Consider the following 20,302-nt stretch of genomic DNA (forward strand, 5'->3'; position numbering starts at 1 on the left):
CCCTATTTTAAATTCAACGTTTTAATGCCATTTGCAGTAACAGCAATGCTGGTACCGTTAAACTCGGTGGCGTTTAAAATCGCCGCTTTATCTTTTATTTGTGACACGGAAATGCCGTCATCACTCTGACAATTGGATGGGTTAGCATAAGGATCACGCATACTGGTAGGAAGCGGACGTTGTGCACTTACCATCATGCCGTTGTTGCCTAAAGCGTAAACCTTCGATTCTGACCCAATTAAAATTGAATTAAGGGTGCTAGTTGAACAAGTTTGAACGTATTCCCATTCACCTTCATCCCTGTTTACGAAAATATTCCCACGAAGACCTACTGCAAGTACCGTGTTTTCATCCAGCGGCTTGATGTCGAAGAAAGACCCTGTGTAGTCAACGTAATAACGTTCCCAAGATTCACCCATGTTAGTACTTTTTGCTAGCAAACCTGCCTCACCAGCCATGTACAGCGTATCACCGTCAAGAGTTACACGATTTAAGTGAGGTAAAATAGACTCTAACTCTTGTTGATAAAAATCTTCGTCTTCCTTGCGAATTTCTTCGAGGTATTCTTGGTCCATTGGGTCAAGAAGACTGGCGTGGCGTTCTGCAGACCACGTGTTTCCACCGTCAAGCGTTCGATAAAACAGGCCATAGGCACCGGTGGCTATACCTTGTTGTTCGTCAAAAAATAATACATCTAAGAACGGGCGTTGAAGGTCGGGTTGATAATTTTGTATCTCCCATGTTTCGCCCCTATCTGAAGAATGAAGAATGACAGCGTCGTGACCAACTGCCCATATTTTTTCGCCTACAACCGTGGTTGCGGTAAGCGTTGATTGAGTTGGCACCGCTTTTTGATTGAAAGTTTTGCCATCTTCCGACACTAATACGTGACCGCGTTCACCGACAATAACGACAAATGAATCAGCGTCTATGTCCAAAAGAACTGATTGCTCAACCAAAGGTGCCATAAATGCTTCTTCGGCAAGTGCAGCTGGAGAGTAATTAGCTGCGAATGTGGCGGCAATGCACGCTGCAATGGTTTTTTTCATAATTAACCATTCCCCCTATTTATAATTGTCTGTATACAAAAACGGCTGGCAATTGCCAACCGTTTGTTGTGTAAGGTGATTAGCGCTTACCTTCTCGTCGTAACGCCTGAGGCGTGAATTCCACATCTCGAGGGCGTACGGTGAAGTCGTACATTTGCTCTTCGTTATCTAGACCAATGGCCAAATAACGACGAGAGTTTAAGTCGTAGTACGCATCGAGCGTCGACCATTGCGTAGGAACTTCATAGTAATTAACACCATAAGCTACACCAACGCGGTACAGTTCGCCACGATTATCATACATATCAGCGACTTGAATTTGCCAGCTATCTTCATCAATGAAGAATACGCGTTTTTGATAAATGTGACGGAAACCTTCTTTCAACGTAGCTTCAACTACCCAAACACGGTGCTTTTCCCAACGTGTTAGGTCTGGATTAACGTGATTTGGCTTCAAGATATCATCATACGAAGCACTGTCTGAATGAAGCGCATAGTTATTGTAAGCAACAAACATTTCCTGCTTACCAACAAGTTTCCAGTCATAACGGTTTGGAGAACCGTTAAACATATCGAAGTCATCAGTCGTACGTAGGCCGTCAGCAGCAGTTCCCGGCGTATCGTAAGCAATATTAGGTGCTAAGCGAACACGACGCTGACCGGTGTTATAAGTCCACGCTTTACGCGGTTCTTTAACCTGATCTACGGTCTCGTGAACAAGTAACGCCGTACCTGCCAGACGAGCTGGCTTAGTTACTTTTTGCTTAAACATAAACAGAATGTTTTCATCTGTTAGTTTTTCAGGAGTAGCACCTTCTTCAGCATATTTAATTAGCAACTGCTCATCAAAACCGATTACGTTGTAATCACCACCGGTAGTAACCGCTGCTTGTCCACCGTTACGCTGAACCGCTGCTCCGCGATAGCGAAGAATGTGGTTCCAGATTGCTTCAAGCCCGTTTTGAGGTATTGGAAATGGGATACCCAAAACTGCACCTTTAAGACCATTACCATCGTCGAGAAGCTCAGCGCTGGTAGCGTTTACCTTAGTCGCATCGTAAATAGCCTGAGGGTTTGACGCAGAGCGGCGGGTTGGGTAAACCGGCATACGGAAAGTTTCTGGGTAAGCCTCGAAAAGCTTCTTCTGGCCTTCAGATAAAAATTCCGCATATTCTTTATAGTTCTGCGCTGTTATCTCGAACAACACCTTGTCTTCTGGGTAAGGGTCTGGATGGTGGTCACCCACGCTGTACCCAGCAGGTGCAGACGTAATACCGCCAGTCCAGGCAGGGATACTGCCATCAGCGTTACCCGCTTTCTCGGCACCTAGCGGAGTTAGTTCATTACCCAATTTGTTTGCGTCTGCATCAGACACTTTAGCCATAGCGCTTGCACCAGATAAAGCCAGTGACAAGGCGGCTGCAATAATTCCTACTTTTCTAATCATAAAAACCACTCTTAGATTGCGTATTTGATGTTAAATGAAATGAAGTCTCTGTCAGATAGCGCATTAGTTGTACCAATGCCGCCCCAGAACGCACTGTAAGACGCCGTTGCAGACCATTTACTTAAATAGTCGAACGTGAAAGAAAGTGCAGCAGACTTAACATCTTCTGTGAAAAGGAATAATGGATCTGGCGTAGTACCCTCAACGTCATGAGAGAAAGTACCGCGAACTCGAAGGTTCATACCAGCGAATATTGAGTTGTAGTCAGCAACCGCCAATAAGCGATAGCCCCACGCATCGTCAGTAGCAAACGGGTTAGTCTCTGGACCGTCTGAAAGGCCTTGATGTAAACCTTCACGAGTGTTGCCGTTAAGAGGTTCAAGCGACGGAGTACGAGCAGTACCTGGTGCATTTAGACGAATTACGTCTGGGTCTGGCATATCAACAACGTTTACATAACCTACTTCACCTAGAAGTACGAAGTTGTCAGAGCCAAATTTAGGGCCGAATACATGTGACGCGGTAAATTGCATTTGCCATGTATCAGAGAAAAGGAAACCTTCTGCAGTTTCACCTGGACCTACAGCACGGCCAATGTTATTTAGCTGAGAGATTCCTTCAAGATCTGGACGTAAGCCTGCGTTAGCTAACTGCTCAGGCATACCCATGTATAGCAACTCTACATCATCTATTTGAAGAGGTTCATCTACACGATAAGCAAATTCACCCGCAAGAGCCGTAGTACCAATGTTGGTGTTAAAGCTCATACCGTAAAGTTTGATGTCTTCTGGATAGTAGAATTCAGACTGCGTGAACGCACCTAACTCTGTAATGTTATCTCGAGTAACCGTGTTAGTAGCTAGGAACGCTAGGTCTGCGCCAATACCTTCGGCAGTAAAGTCTGATGTTTTACCAGAAATAAGCGGACGCTGGCTGTGATAGTTAATGTGATAGAAACTAAATTCTGTTTCATTCAAATTCTCAGCAAACCACGTTAAGCGCAAGCCATACTGGCCTTGGTCGTCTGCATCGTTATGCGCCTCATCAGAGAAACCACGAATTGCAACTTTTGTCGGGTAAGCAAGATAGGCTTGAGAGATATCTGCAGCATCAGCACCTGAGCGTAATAAATCACCGTAACCATTTAAAGCAGTTAATAAGTGATCTAAGTCAATATCAGGGTTACCACTAAAGCCTAACTGAATATTCTGACGTTGACCGCCCTCACCTGCAAAGTCGTTACCGGCGAAGTAGCTGCCTGACACAGGAAGCCAGCTGCGTTGCCACTCATACTGATAGTAACCTGAAATGCTCACCGTATCGGTTAAGCCTAAAGACGCGTAAACCATACCTACCGGTAGGAATACTTCTTTTAGCTCGGCACCTGGTGCACGAGCACGCGTTACATCCACAGGGTTGGTCGTGTTGATACCATGTTGGATGAACGTACTTTCACCCCAACTGATTACTTGGCGGCCAACACGAAGAGTGAGTGGCTTGTCTCCAATCCACCAGTCGCCATAGAAGAAAGCATCATACAAACGAACATCTGTACATAAAAGGTCTTCCGCCTCTGGGTCTTGACAAAGATCGTATTGGTTGCCGGTTATTGGGTTAGAGTAAGGACGGTCACCATCCATTTGCTCGAAATCATAGAACCAGAATCCCCGAGCGAAGAAACCATAGTCGCCGAAGTTAATATCTAATTCATGTGAGCCTGAAACTTGCGTTGCGAACGCATCGCCCGGATCGTGCGCTAGGTTACCGAGGTCACCATTCGTTGAATACGCACCATCAGATAAACCCCACACATCGCCGCTTGGGTATAAAGGATTAAAAGCTGCGTGATAACCGCTCCAGTCAAACTGAGGATGGTTACTGTTACCAATAAGGTCGTAATCTCTTGCCTCTGTTCGAATACTTGTAGCTAATGTAAATGTTGAATCTAAAGAAATATTTACATCACCTACTTGCCAGTTTGCAGCATGTGCTGGTACTGCAGCAGCACCTAGCAGAGAGAGAACTCCCGCTGCTACCGGTGATATCTTAAAAGCGCTAGGCCCATTTTTCATATTTTTATACTCCCAAGTCGATGTGACTTAATGCGTGACATCATGACCAACCATAACGATTAACAAAATCATTACATCATTTTGCCATAACCGCAAGAACTAATCCTACCAGTTAACAAAATTTACAACATTAGTCGTATCAAATAGTTATTGCTTTATTGTGAGTATAAAAGGCATTTATAAACTTGCAGGAAAATTGTACAAGTTTTAAGAGGATTTATCTTATTTACCGCTAAGTAGCATTTTTAAGCGTGAGGCGCACTACCGAAGACCTTGAACTTAAGACGCGCAGTTAGTTGGAGTATTGTGTAAGTTATAGCTTTGAATAAATAAAAAGGCCCTATCCGAGCCTTTCAAAAGATTTAATTTTTTTATTAGCGTCAATGACCATTCTGAAACGGCCTTTGATACCGTCCGATGTGACAAATTGGCGAAGCCGATTGGTGGGGACCTGAACACTAAGACCGGATTCACTCAACATGACCACATCAGGCATAGACGGGACATACAGCACCTCACATTGTTTGTAAGGTGCGTTTATTGAAAAATAAAAGACGGAGTCTGATGCGTTAATGCTTTTCATAAGCAAGACTTTTACTTACTTTTTCAAACAAGTCTTTACTTAGGCCCTTATGGTTAAGTAAGCGTCCAAGCTGCTGCTTCATATGAACTTGGTGTTCACTAGCGAAACCCTGCCACTGGGTTAACGGTGTTACTATACGAGCGGCAACTTGCGGGTTGACTGCATCAAGCTCTAGCAAATAGTCAGTCACAAACTTATAACCGCTACCATCTGCGGCATGGAACCTTTCGCTATTATAGAACGCAAAACTACCGATAACAGAGCGGACACGGTTTGGATTGCTCATTGCAAACTGCGGGTGCTCACACAGCATAGTTATAGTAGCAAAGATATCTTCGCGATTTTGCGTTGCATGAAGCGCAAACCATTTGTCTAGAACCAGAGGGTCGTGGTTCCACGTTTGTTCAAAACTAGCCATCAAGCTATCAAACGTAGTTGAACTGCAGTGTTGCGCACTTCTCAGTGCCCCTAGTGTATCGGTCATGTTATCTGCATTTTCAAATTGCGACACGACAAGGTCTTCGTATTGAGATAAGCGTGCTAAATGCGCAAGCACGACATTTTTACAACGGCGCTGATTAATTGCATCTTGCGTGTAGCTATAGGCGCTGTGTTCAATGTTGTTAAACACCGCTAATAATTCTTGCTCTAGCGCGCGGGAAAACTGCTCACAAAATGCCTTTCGTGCTTTTGATAGCGCGGACACAGTGATATTGCTACGACTTTGACACAAGGTTTCAAAAGAAGGAATAACTAGGCATTCGCCAAGCAGTTCCAGATTATTCTGCTCTTGAGCTATTGCTTGTTTAATGCCGTTCCAAATAGCGTTACTGATGGCAGAGCCCGGAGATTCTTCTAACTGCTTTATACAGCGGTCATACAATGCTTGCATTGCGTCCCAGCGATTGAACGGATCTTCCGCGTGTTTGAAAATAGTAAGTAATGATTCTGTATCTAGCGGATTTTCTACTTTCGCTGGTGCCGAAAAGTTACCTAATACTACCGGTGTTAAATCAGTACTTTTAGCATTTACGGTTAAACGCAAAGAGGCATCTTTTAAGATAACCATACCATCATCAATGAGCGATTCGTTGTCAGTATAGGTATTACCCTCTTTATCGATGATCTCAATATTCACTGGGATATAAAGGGGAAGCTTTTCACTTTGGTCTGAGGTGGCGGGTGTGTGCTGCGTCAAAGTAAAGGTATGCTTGACGGTGTCGTTGTCGGTAGCTTCCGTACTGTGCTTAACAGAAATCACAGGTGTTCCAGATTGGCTATACCAGCGCGTAAACTGAGTTAAATCTAAATCAGTCGCTGACTGCATGGCGGAAATAAAGTCGTCACACGTGACCGCTTGACCATCGTGCCTTCTGAAGTACTCATCCATGCCACGTCTGAATCCATCATGACCAAGCAAGGTGTGGAACATGCGAATGACCTCTGCGCCCTTGTCATAAACCGTCACCGTGTAGAAGTTATTCATTTCAATTACTTCTTCAGGGCGAATTGGGTGACTCATTGCGCTAGCATCTTCAGCGAATTGATGCTCTCGCATAACGCGAACATGCTTTATACGGTTACTTAGCGCCGAAGTCATATCAGCACTAAACTGTTGGTCTCTGAATACTGTAAGCCCTTCTTTGAGGCTTAGTTGGAACCAATCGCGACAAGTAACTCGATTTCCAGTCCAATTGTGGAAATATTCGTGTGCAATAACAGACTCTACATTAAAGAAGTCATCGTCAGTCGCACTTTTTTGGTCAGCTAAAACAAACTTGCTGTTAAAGACGTTTAAACCTTTGTTTTCCATCGCTCCCATGTTGAAGAAGTCGACGGCAACAATCATGTAAATATCTAAATCGTACTCTAGCCCAAAAACATCTTCGTCCCATTTCATCGCACGTTTAAGAGACTCTAATGCAAATACGCCCTGAGACTTTTTACCTTTATCGACGTACAACTCTAGCGCAACGTCTTTACCGCTTGTCGTTGTGTAGCTATCGGTTAGTAAATCGAAATCACCGGCCACCAATGCAAAAAGGTAACAAGGTTTAGGGTGCGGGTCGTGCCATTTCACGAAATGGGTGTTTTCATCGATATCCCCTTTGTCTACAGGGTTACCGTTCGCAAGTAACATAGGTACTGATTTATCGGCAACGACAGTAACCGTGTAAACGGACAAAACGTCAGGGCGGTCCATGAAATAAGTAATTCGGCGAAACCCTTCCGCTTCACACTGCGTGCAATAGGCGCCGCCCGATAAATACAAGCCTTCAAGGGCTTTATTTTGTTCAGGGGCAATGGTGTTAGTAATTTCTAAGACAAATTCATTGAGATGAGTGGCAATGCTTAACGACGTATCCGAAACCGAATATTCGTCACCAGATAATGCATTACCGTTAATAGCAATAGCGTTAAGCGATAAGTTATCGCCATCAAGGATTAAAGGGCTATCATGATTGCCATTGCGTGAGACAGATAATGTACTGACAACCTGAGTCTGCGTTGGATGTAGCGTAATATGTAGGTCAACTGTCGCTATTGAAAAAGCGGGCGGCTGATAATCCGCCCGGCGTTTAGCTTGAACTGACATAGATCCTCCTAAAAGAAAGCCTACGTGGGTTTATTTGGAACGTTTGGTTAAACCGTTTCTTTACTGTTAACTTCAACGTGTGGTGGTGTAATACGTAGAATCTTAATACCTAAATACGCGTACACAACAGCAAGGATCGGGTTGATTACGTTAAAGAAAGCATAGAATACGTAATCAAATGGGTTTACCAATAAAACACTGTGCATGTAGGCACCACAAGTGTTCCAAGGAATGAGCGGAGATGTAAGTGTACCGCCGTCTTCAAGACTACGAGAAAGGTTAAGTTGGTCTAACCCTCGCTTTTTAAATTCTTCTTTGTACATGCGCCCTGGCATAACGATAGAAATATACTGATCGGCCGTTACAAGGTTAGTTCCAAAACACGTAAGAATGGTTCGACTTACCATATCACCGGCTGACTTAGCGCCAATTAATATGGCAGACACGGCACGTTTTAACAAACCTACACGCTCAAGTACGGCTCCGAACGACATAGCACAAATAATAAGCCAAATAGTATTTAGCATAGAAGACATGCCGCCGCGAGACAGCAAGCTATTTAAATTTTCGTCTGGCGTAGAAAAGCTCACGCCATCAAATAGCGCTGTCCACACAACTTTTAGCGCGCCAATGTTTGCTGAGTCATCGCTACTTGCCATGGATGTAACTACATCCCACTGAAACACAACTGCCCAAACGCCCCCTAACAAAGCGCCAATAAAAACCGCAGGGAAAGCCGGCATCTTCTTAATTGCTAAAGTAAGTAGAACCACAAGAGGAATTAGCAAATGCCACCCCAAGTCAAAAGAGTCATTAAGCAATAGCTGCATTTGCTCAATACGCTCTGCTTTAGCTTCACCTACTTCGTTAAAGCCAAGAACAGTGAATAATACAAGGGCAATCACAAAGCTAGGGATGGTCGTCCAAAGCATGTAGCGGATATGCTCGAACAGGTCGGTGCCCGCAACAGCGGGAGCTAAGTTAGTTGTTTCAGACAATGGCGAAATTTTGTCGCCAAAGTACGCACCAGACACCACAGCGCCAGCTGTGATAGCAGCAGACATTTCCATACCCGCTGATACGCCCATTAATGCCACACCTACCGTCGCTGCGGTAGTCCAAGAACTACCAATACTCATAGCAACTACTGCACAGATTAGACATGCAGCGGCGTAGAAAAACGAAGGGTTAAGAAGCTCTAATCCAAAATAAATAAGTGTAGGCACGGTGCCGGCAAGCATCCATGTACCAATGAGCGAGCCTACGGCTAATAATATGAGGCAGGCACCCAGAGACATGGAAATACCATCAACGATCCCCTTTTCAATGGTTTTCCAGCTGTACCCGTTTTTCATGCCGATAATAGCAGCTAAGCCCATTGCCAAAAGTAACGCAATTTGGTTTGGACCATATGAAGAATTATCCGCAAACAGGTAAACCGCACTTCCCATCATGACCACTAGCGCAAGAATAGGAAGTATTGCATCAAGTAGTGACGGCGTCTTTATCTCTTTATTCGTCATTGTCGTTTTTAAAAACCTTTTTTATTGTATTTATAACGCGTTAAACGTGCTTTTTGCTGCAACTTATGGCGCTTTAGAACACAGAGCGATAAAACATCAGCGCAATGATAACCGGACATACAAAGCGAACGTACCAAGGCCAGATTTTCCAGAAAATACTGTGTTCAGCAAACTCATCACCTTGCTTGAGTTCTTCCAGTATGGCGTCTCTACGCCATACCCAACCAGCGAAAATACACAATGCTAGCCCAAGGAGTGGCTGGCTATACTCTGTAGTTAGAGCAATAACAAGGCCAAACAAGGTTTCGAAATTCAAAATAATGATGCAGCTTAAAACAAAGATGATCGATGCCATCAATAGCACGGCCTTTTTGCGTTTAAGACCTTTGCTTTCTACCATAAAGGCAACGGGAACTTCTAACATTGAAATAGAAGACGTGACTGCCGCAATCGCCATTAGCGCGAAAAAGGTAAAGGCAACGAAAAGCCCTACAGTACCAATGCTATCAAACAGTGCTGGCAGTACTTTAAAAATCAGCGTGTCACCTTGGATTAACGCGCCTTCTGGCGTGAAGATTTCGACGCCGTTGTTCAGCGCAACGTACATAGCTGGAATAATAAGCATACCAGCTATCACGGCTACACCTATATCGACTAGCGCAACGGAAGCGCCAATGCTTGGTAGGTTCTCATTTTTACTAAGGTATGAGCCGTAGACCAGCATAGTACCTACACCTAAAGACATTGAGAAAAACGCTTGCCCCATTGCATTAATTAGTAATTCCGGGTCTAGAACACGGGAGAAGTCAGGCACTAAATACGCTGACCATCCTTCTACGGCACCAGGCTGAAGGCTCACGTAGACTATCAATGCAAGAATGAGAATAACTAAAGTAGGCATAAGCCGTACTGACCACTTCTCAATACCTGACTTTACACCGCCAACAACAATAAATGCGGTTAAGCCCATGAATAAAAAGCAGAATATAACGTTACGCGTAACTGATGAGGTGAGCAGCCAATCGCTTGCACTGGTTAATCCAACCATACTGACGGCAGCATCGGCAAAATAAACTAGCATCCATCCACCAACAATAGCGTAGAAGGCAAGAATGAGTGAAACGGTAACACAGCCCCAAATTCCGGTTAGCCTTCCGGCAAAATTACCTGAAATTTTACCTAAAGCGTCAACCATATTCGAACGTGAACTACGTCCAATGATGAGTTCAGCCATGAGAACCGGGTAAGCGAGAACGAAGGCAAGGAGTAAGTATACAAGAACAAACGCAGCCCCTCCGTTACTCGCTACTTTTGTGGGGAAACCCCAAATATTGCCGAGTCCAACTGCTGAGCCTGCCGCTGCTAGCACGAACCCTATTCGAGAGGAAAATTCGCCTCTGATAGCCATGTTATTTCCCTTTATTATTGTTTTATTAGTTTATTTATAGACACAAAAAAAGGGCTGGCCCTAGACCAGCCCTTTTTTCTAATCACTTAGTTTCTTGTGATAGCGTAACGGCCTGTTTCAATCATATCGAACGTGATGTTAGCGGCTTCATCCAAGAATGGGTCTAATTCTTCCATATCTTCCGGTAAGTCGTCCAATGAAGTGACAGTTTCCATTCCCATTCGCTGTAAACGTTCGTTAGCACGTGCGAGAGATTTCTCTTCCGCCTCTTTTTTGTCTGCTTCGCGTACAGACTTCACCAGTGAGATAAAGTTCTTATCTTTGTTTTCTTTGTATTCTTCAATATCGTCATAAATATAAGAAAACTCTGGGTTTTGCAGAATGCGTTTGTTGTGTTTCGCTGTTAATACGTCCAGAGCGGCAGTGCCATCTGCAAACGTCGTGTAGTTAGCACGATTTATACTATCCCATGGCAGGGCGTTTTCTGCCTGCGCTTCGCCCCACTCTGATGGCTCTACAGCAGATGGATAAAGGATGTCAGGAATAACCCCCTTATGCTGAGTACTTCCACCGTCGATACGATAGAACTTAGCGATAGTGAACTGAACACTGCCAAGTGGATTATCGTAAAGGTCATAAATCTTGCCTAAACCGCGGTGTTGTTGAACTGTACCTTTACCAAAAGTTTGTTCGCCAACAATAAGTGCGCGGTTATAGTCTTGCATAGCCGCTGCAAAAATTTCTGATGCTGATGCGCTATAACGATCAACTAATACTGTCAGTGGGCCATCGTAGGCGACCTCACCATCAGTATCACGATTTACGCTTACTTTGCTTTGACCATAGCGAATTTGAACTACTGGGCCTTTTTCTATAAATAAACCGGTTAACAATGTGGCCTCAGTAAGTGAGCCACCTCCGTTACCGCGTAAATCAACAATCACGCCTTTCACGTTTTGTGCTTTCAAGCTTTCTATTTCTTTTGCAACATCCATACTTAGGTTGTTGTAAAAGCTTGGAATGGTGATTACACCTAATGGTTCACCTGCGTGAGGACCTGTTTCAGGTACATATACTTCAGACTTTGCGGCGCGATCTTCAAGTTTTATTTTATCGCGAGTAAGACTAACCACCGAGGTTGTTTTAGACTCAGAGGCGCCTTTTTCAACTTGTAATCGGACAGTACTTCCTTTCGGGCCTTTGATAAGCTCAACGACCTCGTCTAGTCGCCATCCAATTACGTCTACAAATTCTTCATCGTCTTGCGCTACGCCAACAATCTTATCTTCAGGCTTTATTGCGCCCGATTCGTCTGCTGGCCCGCCTGGCACTACACTTTTTATAACTGTGTAGTCGTCTTCGCTTTGTAATACCGCACCGATACCTTCAAACGACAAGTTCATGTCCATTTGGAAACGTTCAGCGTTTCGCGGAGACAAATAACTAGTGTGAGCTTCTATAGTGCGAGCAAAGGCATTCATCGCAGTTTGGAACACGTCTTCGCTTTTCGCCTGTTTAGTACGCTTAATTGCTCGCGTGTAACGTTTGGTAAGCAGCTCTTTTGCTTCTTCCCACGTTTTATCTGCAAGTATCAAATTCAACGCATCATACTTAACGCGTTGACGCCAGATTTCATCAAGCTCAGCTTTATTTGCAGGCCAGTCCGCGTCTTCTCTATCGTAAAAGAATTTATCGCCTTCTTTTTCGAAATCAAATGGCCCTTTTTCTAACAATGATAATGCAAACTCATAACGTTCAATGCGACGCTTCGCACTTACGTTATACATATCATAGGCAACTGAAAGGTTACCTTTACTCAGCGCATCATCGAACAGGGTGCGGTATTTTTCAAAACCTACCACGTCAGACAATAACAATACTTGCTTATTGTGATCTAATGAATCGATAAAGCGCTGATAAACTCGAGCAGAAAGCGCGTCATCCAACGATATTTCCTTGTAATGCGCCCTTGTAAAAAGTGCGCTTACTCGTTTTGCGGCAACACTGTGTTGAGATTCCTGCTGTAAAATAGGAAGCTCGTCTACCTCTGGTGTTGACGTAACGGCGCCAGCTCCTACCCCTACGGTAAGAAAAGCACTGGCGATGGAAATTCGAAGGATGTCTCTCATATTTTACGACCTCTTGGAGCGTGCCAAACGTAAAGCGTCTGCGTTTACTTTAACTACCATGCCTGAGTCTAATTGAACGTGGATGCCATCTTTAGCAACTTCGGTAATTACTGCTGGCATAGGTGCTTTACCTAATTTAACGGTAACTTGCGTACCTTGCTGTAAATCGCTGTCGGTCAATTTCGCAGGTGGTGTAGTGTTTGGTCTGTTATTTTTCGGTTTAGTTCCGCGCTTAGTATCAGCATGGTCCGAATTTGCAGATTTTTCACCTTTTGGACGATTAAATTGACGTTTGTCTTTACGCTTAGGCTGCTGTGCAAGCTTAGCTTTGCGCTTTTCAGCGGCTTTAGCTTTGCTTTCTTCAAGCTGCTGTTGCGCGTGATCAGCATGTTCTTTTTCAATCGCATCGCCTTCAACGCCGTCTAAATCTACACGGTTCGCACCTTCCTTGATGCTATAAAGATAGCGCCAGCTGTTGGTATAATGACGTAGTGTAGAGCGAAGAAGCGTCTTGCTAACGCGTTCCTCTTCTTCTAAACGAGTGGCTAGATCTTGAAAAATACCGATCTTAAGTGGGCGGGCCTCGCCTTCAATGCTAAAACATTTCGGAAAGGTCTCTGCAAGGAAAGCTATCACTTCCTTACTGTTAGTAAACTTCTCTGGTGATTCCATTAACTTTCTAAATTATTCAGGAGATTTCATCGTTACTTGCATCATCCCAAGTTGCCAGCGTGTGGTCAACCCAATCAAGCAATTCGTCGTCATCTATTTCTAATAAATGCTTATCTTGTTGCCAAGATTCCCATGCGTAGTGCAAAATTTGCTCTAAACGCTGTGTTTCAATATCTTCTTCTGCATTGTCATAAACTGCGTGAAGAATGAAGTTTAAACGTTCAGATGCCTCATCTGGGTCATCATGAAAGTCTTCCATATCTTCAAATGTGGATAAAACAACGTGTATGTCGACACTGGATTTCATAATTATTTCTGCGAATCCATGAGAATTTGAGCAATTTCAACGAGCCCTTTTTCGTCTTCTTCACTAAAACGTTCAAACACAGGGCTGTCGATATCCAGTACGCCGATGAGCTTATCATTGAGTACAAGTGGAACAACAATCTCAGAGTTAGACGCGGCATCACAAGCAATGTGTCCTGCAAACTGATGAACATCGGCTATACGCTGAACGGTTCTGGTACTTGCACTTGTACCGCAAACGCCCTTTCCTAAGGGAATACGAATGCAAGCGGGCTGACCTTGGAATGGACCAAGTACCAATTGCTCTTCTTTAAAAAGATAAAAGCCTGCCCAATTTACCTCTTCGAGGTTATTGAAAAGCAGCGCACTGATGTTGGCCATATTGGCAATAAGATCATGCTCACCAGAAACCAAGCTCTTTGCTTGGGCAACTAACCGGCTGTACTGTTGTTCTTTCAAACGAATTTCCTGCTATTGAACAATATTAAAAGACACATTAATCCGCGCTTCTACACGCTCTTGACCCGGTAAAGACATGGAAATGTCTTTGGCAAAAGCTTCAGCACGCATTACTGGAATCGGCATATTGCCACCAGATTCTGAGATTGCAACTACTTCACCTACTTCCACCTCTAATTCTTTCGCCAATAAGTGGGCGCGTTGCTTTGCGTCTTTCACTGCAGCAATTAGAGCTTTCTGGTATGCATCGCCTTCACCAATAGTGATAAAGTTAAACTGTTGGATACGGTCAACACCACGCTTTAGCACGCCATCTAGCACTTTATCGTAGGTTTCAAGATCGGTTGAGGTAACTGTGATATCACGAGATAGAGTGAAACCTTCTTGCTGTCGCCCTTGCGGTGTATTGGTATAACGAGGTTGCAAGCGCACTTGCATACTTTGAATATGCTTTTCATCTATGCCTTGATTAAGGAGAAACTTAACGATAGAACGCAAGTCTGCATCTAGTCGCGTATTGAGTTTGCCTACCGTCGCGCCCTCTTCTTCAACAACCAACTTCACTGAGTAAGCATTTGGTGTCACTTCTACAGCACCTACGCCTTGAACATTTATTACTGCATCTTGTGCAGCTTGAGCAGAAACCACTGGGGCGGACAATGCGATTACTGCTGAAGCCCAAAGCGCTCTTGTGAACATGTTTGGTTTAGTATGCATAAATAATTTCATAATGATTCCTTTTCAGAAGACATGTTTATTCACTTTGTTATTGAGAATAAATGTACATGGCTGAATAGTGTATGAATGTATTTGATGCTGGAAATATTAGCACTGAACCGCAAGTTAGAGAGTTACAACTTCGTCGAGCAGCGTTATTTATAAGTTAAGCCTCGTGTTAACAATAGTAAACAGGGGCAACTAGTTGAGATTATTTCAAAAGATGAAGCTCAAAAAGCCAACATGTTTAACAACTTAGAAGCTTCGCATGTTGGCGTTTATTAGGCATTAGGTAAAAGTAAATATTTGGGGTTTGGTCACCCTGGCTTATTTCAAAAAGCTGCTATTTAAATACGCTGCTATTTCAATACGCTTCGCAACGCTGCAAGACAGTGGTCTATGTTGCGTGGTTTACACGCATAACCCATCAGCCCAACACGCCATACTTTTCCTGCATGATCACCCAGCCCTGCCCCTATTTCTAGATTAAAATCTTCAAGTAGTTGCTTCCGAACGACTGCATCATCTACACCGTCTGGTATTTTGACAACATTTAGCTGAGGTAAGCGATAAGCACTGTCTACGGTTAGCTCTAAACCAATGTCAGTAAAACCTTGTGCAAGTTTTTCGTGGCCTGAAGCATGTCGCTTCCACGCATTTTCTAACCCTTCTTCTTTTAGTATTAGAAGTGATTCGTACATTGCATACATAGTGTTCACGGGCGCAGTATGATGGTACGCACGTTTTGCGCCTTGGCCCCAGTAACCGACAATCAAATTCATGTCTAAGAACCAGCTTTGCACTTTTGTTTTTCTGTTTTGAATGACGTGAACTGCTTTATCACTAAAAGAAACGGGTGAAATTCCCGGCACGCAACTTAAGCATTTTTGTGAGCCTGAATAAATAGCATCGATACCCCATCCATCTACATCTAACTCAATGCCCCCTAACGAAGTAACCGCGTCGACGATACTTAAACAATCATATTTTTGAGCTAGTTCACACAGTGCTTTGGCTTCATTGCGTACACCCGTTGATGTTTCTGCATGAACAAAGGCAAGAATTTTTATACCGGGGTTGGTTTTTAGGGCATCCTCAACAGCGTTAAGGTCGGTTTGCTCTCCCCACGTATTATTGATGGTGATAGCTTCACCACCGCATCGCTCAACATTTTCGACCATGCGGTTGCCAAAAACGCCGTTAATGCATACAAGTACTTTATCGCCAGGCTCTACCAGATTAACAAAACACGCTTCCATACCCGCGGAGCCTGGGGCAGAAATGGGCATAGTGAGAGCATTTTCGGTTTTAAATGCATATTGTAATAGCTGTTTAGTTTGGTCCATTAACTCAATGAATAGAGGATCCAAATGACCTAAAGTAGGTCTGGCCATGGCATTTAGTATTCTTGGGTTAACGTCGGATGGTCCTGGTCCCATCAAGGTACGCTCAGGCGGTATAAAAGTAGAAAAAGATTGCATAATCCATCCTTATTTTTGTGAGAGCCAATGATTATAGTTAGTGTCTAGCCTTAAAAGCATGACCAATGCCGTCATACTACAAGTTTGGTTAAAAGGAACAACCGTCTGTTTTGAACATAAATAAGATGAATGGGCGCCGCGCTACACATTCATTTTTATGTATATGCAGAAATCAAAAGGTAATAAAGATGGGAAAGTTACGGCCGAGTGAATAAGTGCGTCAAATTGAGTCAAAATTTTTACCACATCCGACCAGCATTTAGTTCATTGATATATTTAAGGTTATTTCTATACTTAGGTTAGTAATCAGGGTGTAAGATAAAATTCACACAATTGCTGTTTATATTTTGAGCTAATTTAAACTATACTAATTGTCCGTTTAAAGTTTTTTATTTAAACTCTCCCTGTAAAAGTTAGCGCACGGCTCAGCAATGAGCCATTCCCCTAGGCCCGGAACGTTTGTTCTGGGCATTTTTTATGGGGAAAGAAAAAATTAAATGGCGAGTAGGATGATTACTCATCAATCTGTTGCAAAGATGTCATGTAAGTCTTTGCGTTGCTGACATAGTGGTCTGCTGAGGCCTTTAACTTTGGCTCTACGTTTTCATCAAAAGTTCTGATAACTTTGCCAGGTGCTCCTACAACTAAGCTGTAGTCTGGGATTTCCATGTTTTCAGTGATTAGTGCATTAGCGCCAATAATACAGAACTTTCCAATTTTCGCACCGTTTAGCACCACGGCGTTAATACCTATCAACGAGTAATCGCCAATTTCACAGCCGTGAAGCATAACTTTATGACCTACTGTCACTCCTTTGCCAAGAACCAAAGGAATTCCCGCATCAGTATGTAATACGCTGCCGTCTTGGATATTTGTATTCTCACCCACCGATATTTTGTCCATGTCGCCACGGATTACCGCGTTAAACCAAACACTGGCACCCTCTTTAAGTTCTGTGTTTCCAATAACGTGAGCCCCCGGTGCAATGAAAGCGCTCTGGTGAACCTGCGGTGTTGCTGAACCTAACTTATAACGCATTCGCTTATTCCCTATTCGTCTACTTTTCTCATTAACCCTTCTTGCATGGTTGATGCAATAAGTTCGCCTTTTTGGTTAAAAATCTGACCGCGAACTAAGCCCCTAGACCCACCGCTAAATGGACTTTCCATTGCATATAACATCCATTCATTCATGCTAATTGGGCGGTGAAACCACATTGCATGATCAATGGTTGCGATACGAAGTGACTTATCAGTTACAGCAACACCATGAGGTTGTAATGATGTACTTAAAAAATGATAGTCTGACGCGTAAGCAAGTGCAGCTTGGTGCACGGCAAGTTGTGCATCCATGGTATCTCTTGCTTTTAACCAAATATAGCGGGTAGGTTCACGCTTAGCTGAATGATATGAATTTGCTGCATCTACGGTGCGAATATCAACCGGTTTGTGGTAGCTTAACGCTTCCTGCATAGGGCGCGCTATTTTGTTGAAGTTCGCTTCGTAAAACTCTATGTCAGATTGCACTTCTTCAGGCGGAGGGACATCGGGCATGGTGGGATTCTGATGCTCCATGCCTTCTTGTGGCACTTGGAAAGATGCAGTCATGTAGAATATGTTTCTGCCATCTTGTATCGCTTTGACGCGACGAGCCGAGAAACTTCTTCCGTCTCGTACTATTTCTACGTCGTATACAACTGGTTTTTTAGCATCGCCCGGTAAAAGGAAGTAGGTATGGAATGAATGGGCCACTCTGTCTGGTGATACGGTCTCATAAGCAGCTGCCAGAGCTTGTCCCAAAACTTGCCCGCCAAATAAAGCTCTAAAGCCTAAATCCCAGCTTTGACCTCGATAGATGCCAGCTTCCACTGTTTCAAGTTCAAATAGTGATGATAGTTTAATCTCGGACATGTTGTACGTTCTCTTCTATAACTGCTTTGGGGTTTCGCGGGTAATATTTTTCAGGCAATTTTGCTTTATGCTCAAAAAAGCGCGTATCTTTATAGGGTAACTTCATAAACCCTGAAATGCCTAGCCCTTTTATGTTAGGAATTTGTTGCACTAACTGCGCCAGTAAAGCTTTAAAGCGCTCTTCTTGGCTATGGTCAAGCAAGGTATAATAGTTGTGTATCTTCAGGTGTTTAGGTAATGCTTCAAATATAATACATCCTGTGTGATGAATTGTGTTTAACTGTACGATAGTTTCGATGATATCTTTCGGCAGCTTAAGTAATTCATCAGGATCATCGCCGTCTTCAAAGTAAGAGTGAGTTCGGCTCTCGTCTTTTTGTGCAGAAACACGTGACAATTCATAAGGAATTGAAAGGTCATTGCCAGGCAAAAAATCTTCATCTTCGCTGTCGCGTTCAATATGAAGCGTATTCTTCGCGTTAAACATACAGCATTTAAAAACGGCTGGCTTGTGTATAGCTCTCGCTAAATTAATCACGTTATTTACCGCTAAATCAAAAGCCGTTTTGAGGGTTTCATCATACAAGTTCAGGCTGGAATCTACATAAATACCGTCTGGCTCCCAACGTACCGCCATACCGCCTACTACTGGGTAGCGCCCTAGCCTACTGATGGCAGATACGAATGCTTTTTCAGTATCTCCCATACCTTGCAGGTAGTTTTTGTAGTAGCGGTCAAATTGCGCATCGTCTATGTAGCGTAACTCTTCTACGTCTTTATCATCTAAAGAGTCAGATAGCAGCGCCTGTTGGCGTAAATAAGACTTCCGCGAACTGTAAACGACGGTTTCAATATCAGCATTTAGAGTATGGGTGAGCCAAGTGGGTATTAACGGCGTATATTGCGTAGGTTTGTCTTGGGTGAAAACCATGTTTTTTAAAACGTGAAGGTGGTTAAACAAATAATCGCCCCCCTGTCTTCTTTTAACAGGGTCATCACTAAGCATATATTCCAAAATATTTGCAAGCATTTTGGGTAACCCGAGGGATGATGGCGTAATAACTTTACTTCCATAGCGACAAGATTGCCCAGATGCTAGCGCATATAGGGTGCTAGCTAATCCCTGCTCATCAAAGCGCGGGCTTGAAAGCGCACCGTTTAACTGCTCTTCGCCGATAAAGTAAACGTCGCCAAGCCGTGCGTTCGTCTGATGGAGTTCGCCCGACATCAAGTCCATGACATTGTTACCCACATATTGCCCAGCAATATCGGTCTGAGCGAATACCGAAGACCCCCAGTCTATTAAGCCTATGGATTCATTAGTGGCATCCCAGACCAGATTTGAGGGTTTAATATCGCCGTGGACAATAGGCTTAATTTCGCCATTCTCGCTGTATTGGCGAAAACTCGACAAAAGCTCGCCCACTTGAACGGCTATTTTCACGATAATACGGGGCGACAAAGGGCCTGTTTTCAAGCTTACTTTTTCTAAATCTTCACCAGGCGCTCTGCCCATCACTAATATTGATTGCTTACGTATCTGCTGATATTCAATAAAACGCGGCACAAACTCGTGGTTAACGTGAGACAGCATAAAGGCTTCCTCTTCTAACCTGTCCTGAACGTGCTGCGGTAAGGTTATACGCGAGAACTTAAATACCCGTGATTCTCCACTCGGCGCATTCCCTGCAAATGCAAAACCAAATGCGCCTTTTCCTAAAAGTTCAATGTCGCTATACCCTAACCCTTCTAGTTGAGACATACAGAGATTTACCCAGTCCTTTAGTTTTTTTGCATCCGCATGAGATAGCAAATAAATCGACTGTTCGTCGGGTATGTAAAAGTGTTTTAAACCCTTGAGCTGAGACATTTCATTATTTCACGGTTATGGATTTATAGTTGTACTATTCACCCAGTAATAAGCCAATTAACTATGTGCTTGCTGTTAAT

Annotated in this window: 16 protein-coding genes; all 16 read right to left on the reverse strand. The window is 43.6% G+C overall.

What is annotated here, in order from left to right:
* Positions 1-2 precede the first annotated feature (2 nt).
* The 16 genes from ACYX4N_RS11300 to ACYX4N_RS11375 all read right to left on the reverse strand — a co-directional run bounded on the left by ACYX4N_RS11300 (position 3) and on the right by ACYX4N_RS11375 (position 20,222).
* Complete coding sequence (locus tag ACYX4N_RS11300; protein WP_476054077.1) at positions 3-1,049, reverse strand: WD40/YVTN/BNR-like repeat-containing protein; 1,047 nt, start codon at positions 1,047-1,049, stop codon at positions 3-5.
* A 79-nt stretch (positions 1,050-1,128) separates the two neighbouring features.
* Positions 1,129-2,496 carry a DUF1329 domain-containing protein gene (locus tag ACYX4N_RS11305; protein WP_476054078.1) on the reverse strand — a complete coding sequence of 456 codons (1,368 nt, stop codon included), beginning with the start codon at positions 2,494-2,496 and terminating at the stop codon, positions 1,129-1,131.
* Between the two features lie 11 nt (positions 2,497-2,507).
* On the reverse strand, positions 2,508-4,568 hold the full coding sequence (locus ACYX4N_RS11310) for a DUF1302 domain-containing protein (protein WP_476054079.1): 2,061 nt from the start codon (positions 4,566-4,568) through the stop codon (positions 2,508-2,510).
* A 340-nt stretch (positions 4,569-4,908) separates the two neighbouring features.
* On the reverse strand, positions 4,909-5,151 hold the full coding sequence (locus ACYX4N_RS11315; protein ID WP_474856357.1) for a DUF2835 family protein: 243 nt from the start codon (positions 5,149-5,151) through the stop codon (positions 4,909-4,911).
* On the reverse strand, positions 5,138-7,747 hold the full coding sequence (gene pepN, locus ACYX4N_RS11320; RefSeq protein WP_476054080.1) for an aminopeptidase N: 2,610 nt from the start codon (positions 7,745-7,747) through the stop codon (positions 5,138-5,140). The genes ACYX4N_RS11315 and pepN overlap by 14 nt, the downstream gene beginning before the upstream one ends.
* Before the next feature lie 47 nt (positions 7,748-7,794).
* Positions 7,795-9,270, reverse strand: a complete 1,476-nt coding sequence (nhaC, locus tag ACYX4N_RS11325) for a Na+/H+ antiporter NhaC (RefSeq protein WP_474856355.1) — start codon at positions 9,268-9,270, stop codon at positions 7,795-7,797.
* A 73-nt stretch (positions 9,271-9,343) separates the two neighbouring features.
* Positions 9,344-10,678, reverse strand: a complete 1,335-nt coding sequence (locus tag ACYX4N_RS11330; RefSeq protein WP_476054081.1) for a sodium-dependent transporter — start codon at positions 10,676-10,678, stop codon at positions 9,344-9,346.
* A gap of 86 nt (positions 10,679-10,764) precedes the next feature.
* Positions 10,765-12,807, reverse strand: coding sequence for a carboxy terminal-processing peptidase (prc, locus tag ACYX4N_RS11335; protein ID WP_474825645.1), 2,043 nt, complete (start codon positions 12,805-12,807; stop codon positions 10,765-10,767).
* Positions 12,808-12,810: 3 nt separating this feature from the next.
* The gene (proQ, locus tag ACYX4N_RS11340; protein ID WP_474806732.1) at positions 12,811-13,479 is read right to left on the reverse strand and encodes an RNA chaperone ProQ; all 669 of its coding nucleotides are present in this window, start codon (positions 13,477-13,479) and stop codon (positions 12,811-12,813) included.
* A 16-nt stretch (positions 13,480-13,495) separates the two neighbouring features.
* Positions 13,496-13,786, reverse strand: coding sequence for a hypothetical protein (locus ACYX4N_RS11345; protein WP_118494789.1), 291 nt, complete (start codon positions 13,784-13,786; stop codon positions 13,496-13,498).
* A 2-nt stretch (positions 13,787-13,788) separates the two neighbouring features.
* Entirely contained in the window at positions 13,789-14,244 is a 456-nt protein-coding gene (locus tag ACYX4N_RS11350) for a GAF domain-containing protein (protein ID WP_476054082.1), read from the reverse strand.
* Positions 14,245-14,256: 12 nt separating this feature from the next.
* A complete protein-coding gene (locus tag ACYX4N_RS11355) occupies positions 14,257-14,973 on the reverse strand; it encodes an SIMPL domain-containing protein (protein ID WP_476054083.1) in 717 nt (238 codons plus the stop codon).
* Positions 14,974-15,320: 347 nt separating this feature from the next.
* A complete protein-coding gene (locus ACYX4N_RS11360) occupies positions 15,321-16,442 on the reverse strand; it encodes a pyridoxal-phosphate-dependent aminotransferase family protein (protein WP_476054084.1) in 1,122 nt (373 codons plus the stop codon).
* A gap of 513 nt (positions 16,443-16,955) precedes the next feature.
* On the reverse strand, positions 16,956-17,480 hold the full coding sequence (locus tag ACYX4N_RS11365; RefSeq protein ID WP_476054085.1) for a gamma carbonic anhydrase family protein: 525 nt from the start codon (positions 17,478-17,480) through the stop codon (positions 16,956-16,958).
* 11 nt (positions 17,481-17,491) lie between these two features.
* A complete protein-coding gene (gene tesB, locus ACYX4N_RS11370; protein WP_474806742.1) occupies positions 17,492-18,352 on the reverse strand; it encodes an acyl-CoA thioesterase II in 861 nt (286 codons plus the stop codon).
* Entirely contained in the window at positions 18,339-20,222 is a 1,884-nt protein-coding gene (locus ACYX4N_RS11375; RefSeq protein ID WP_476054086.1) for a protein kinase domain-containing protein, read from the reverse strand. Before ACYX4N_RS11375 ends, tesB begins: the two co-directional genes overlap by 14 nt.
* Positions 20,223-20,302: the final 80 nt, after the last annotated feature.

The organism is Alteromonas sp. ABH4_452, from assembly GCF_056311825.1.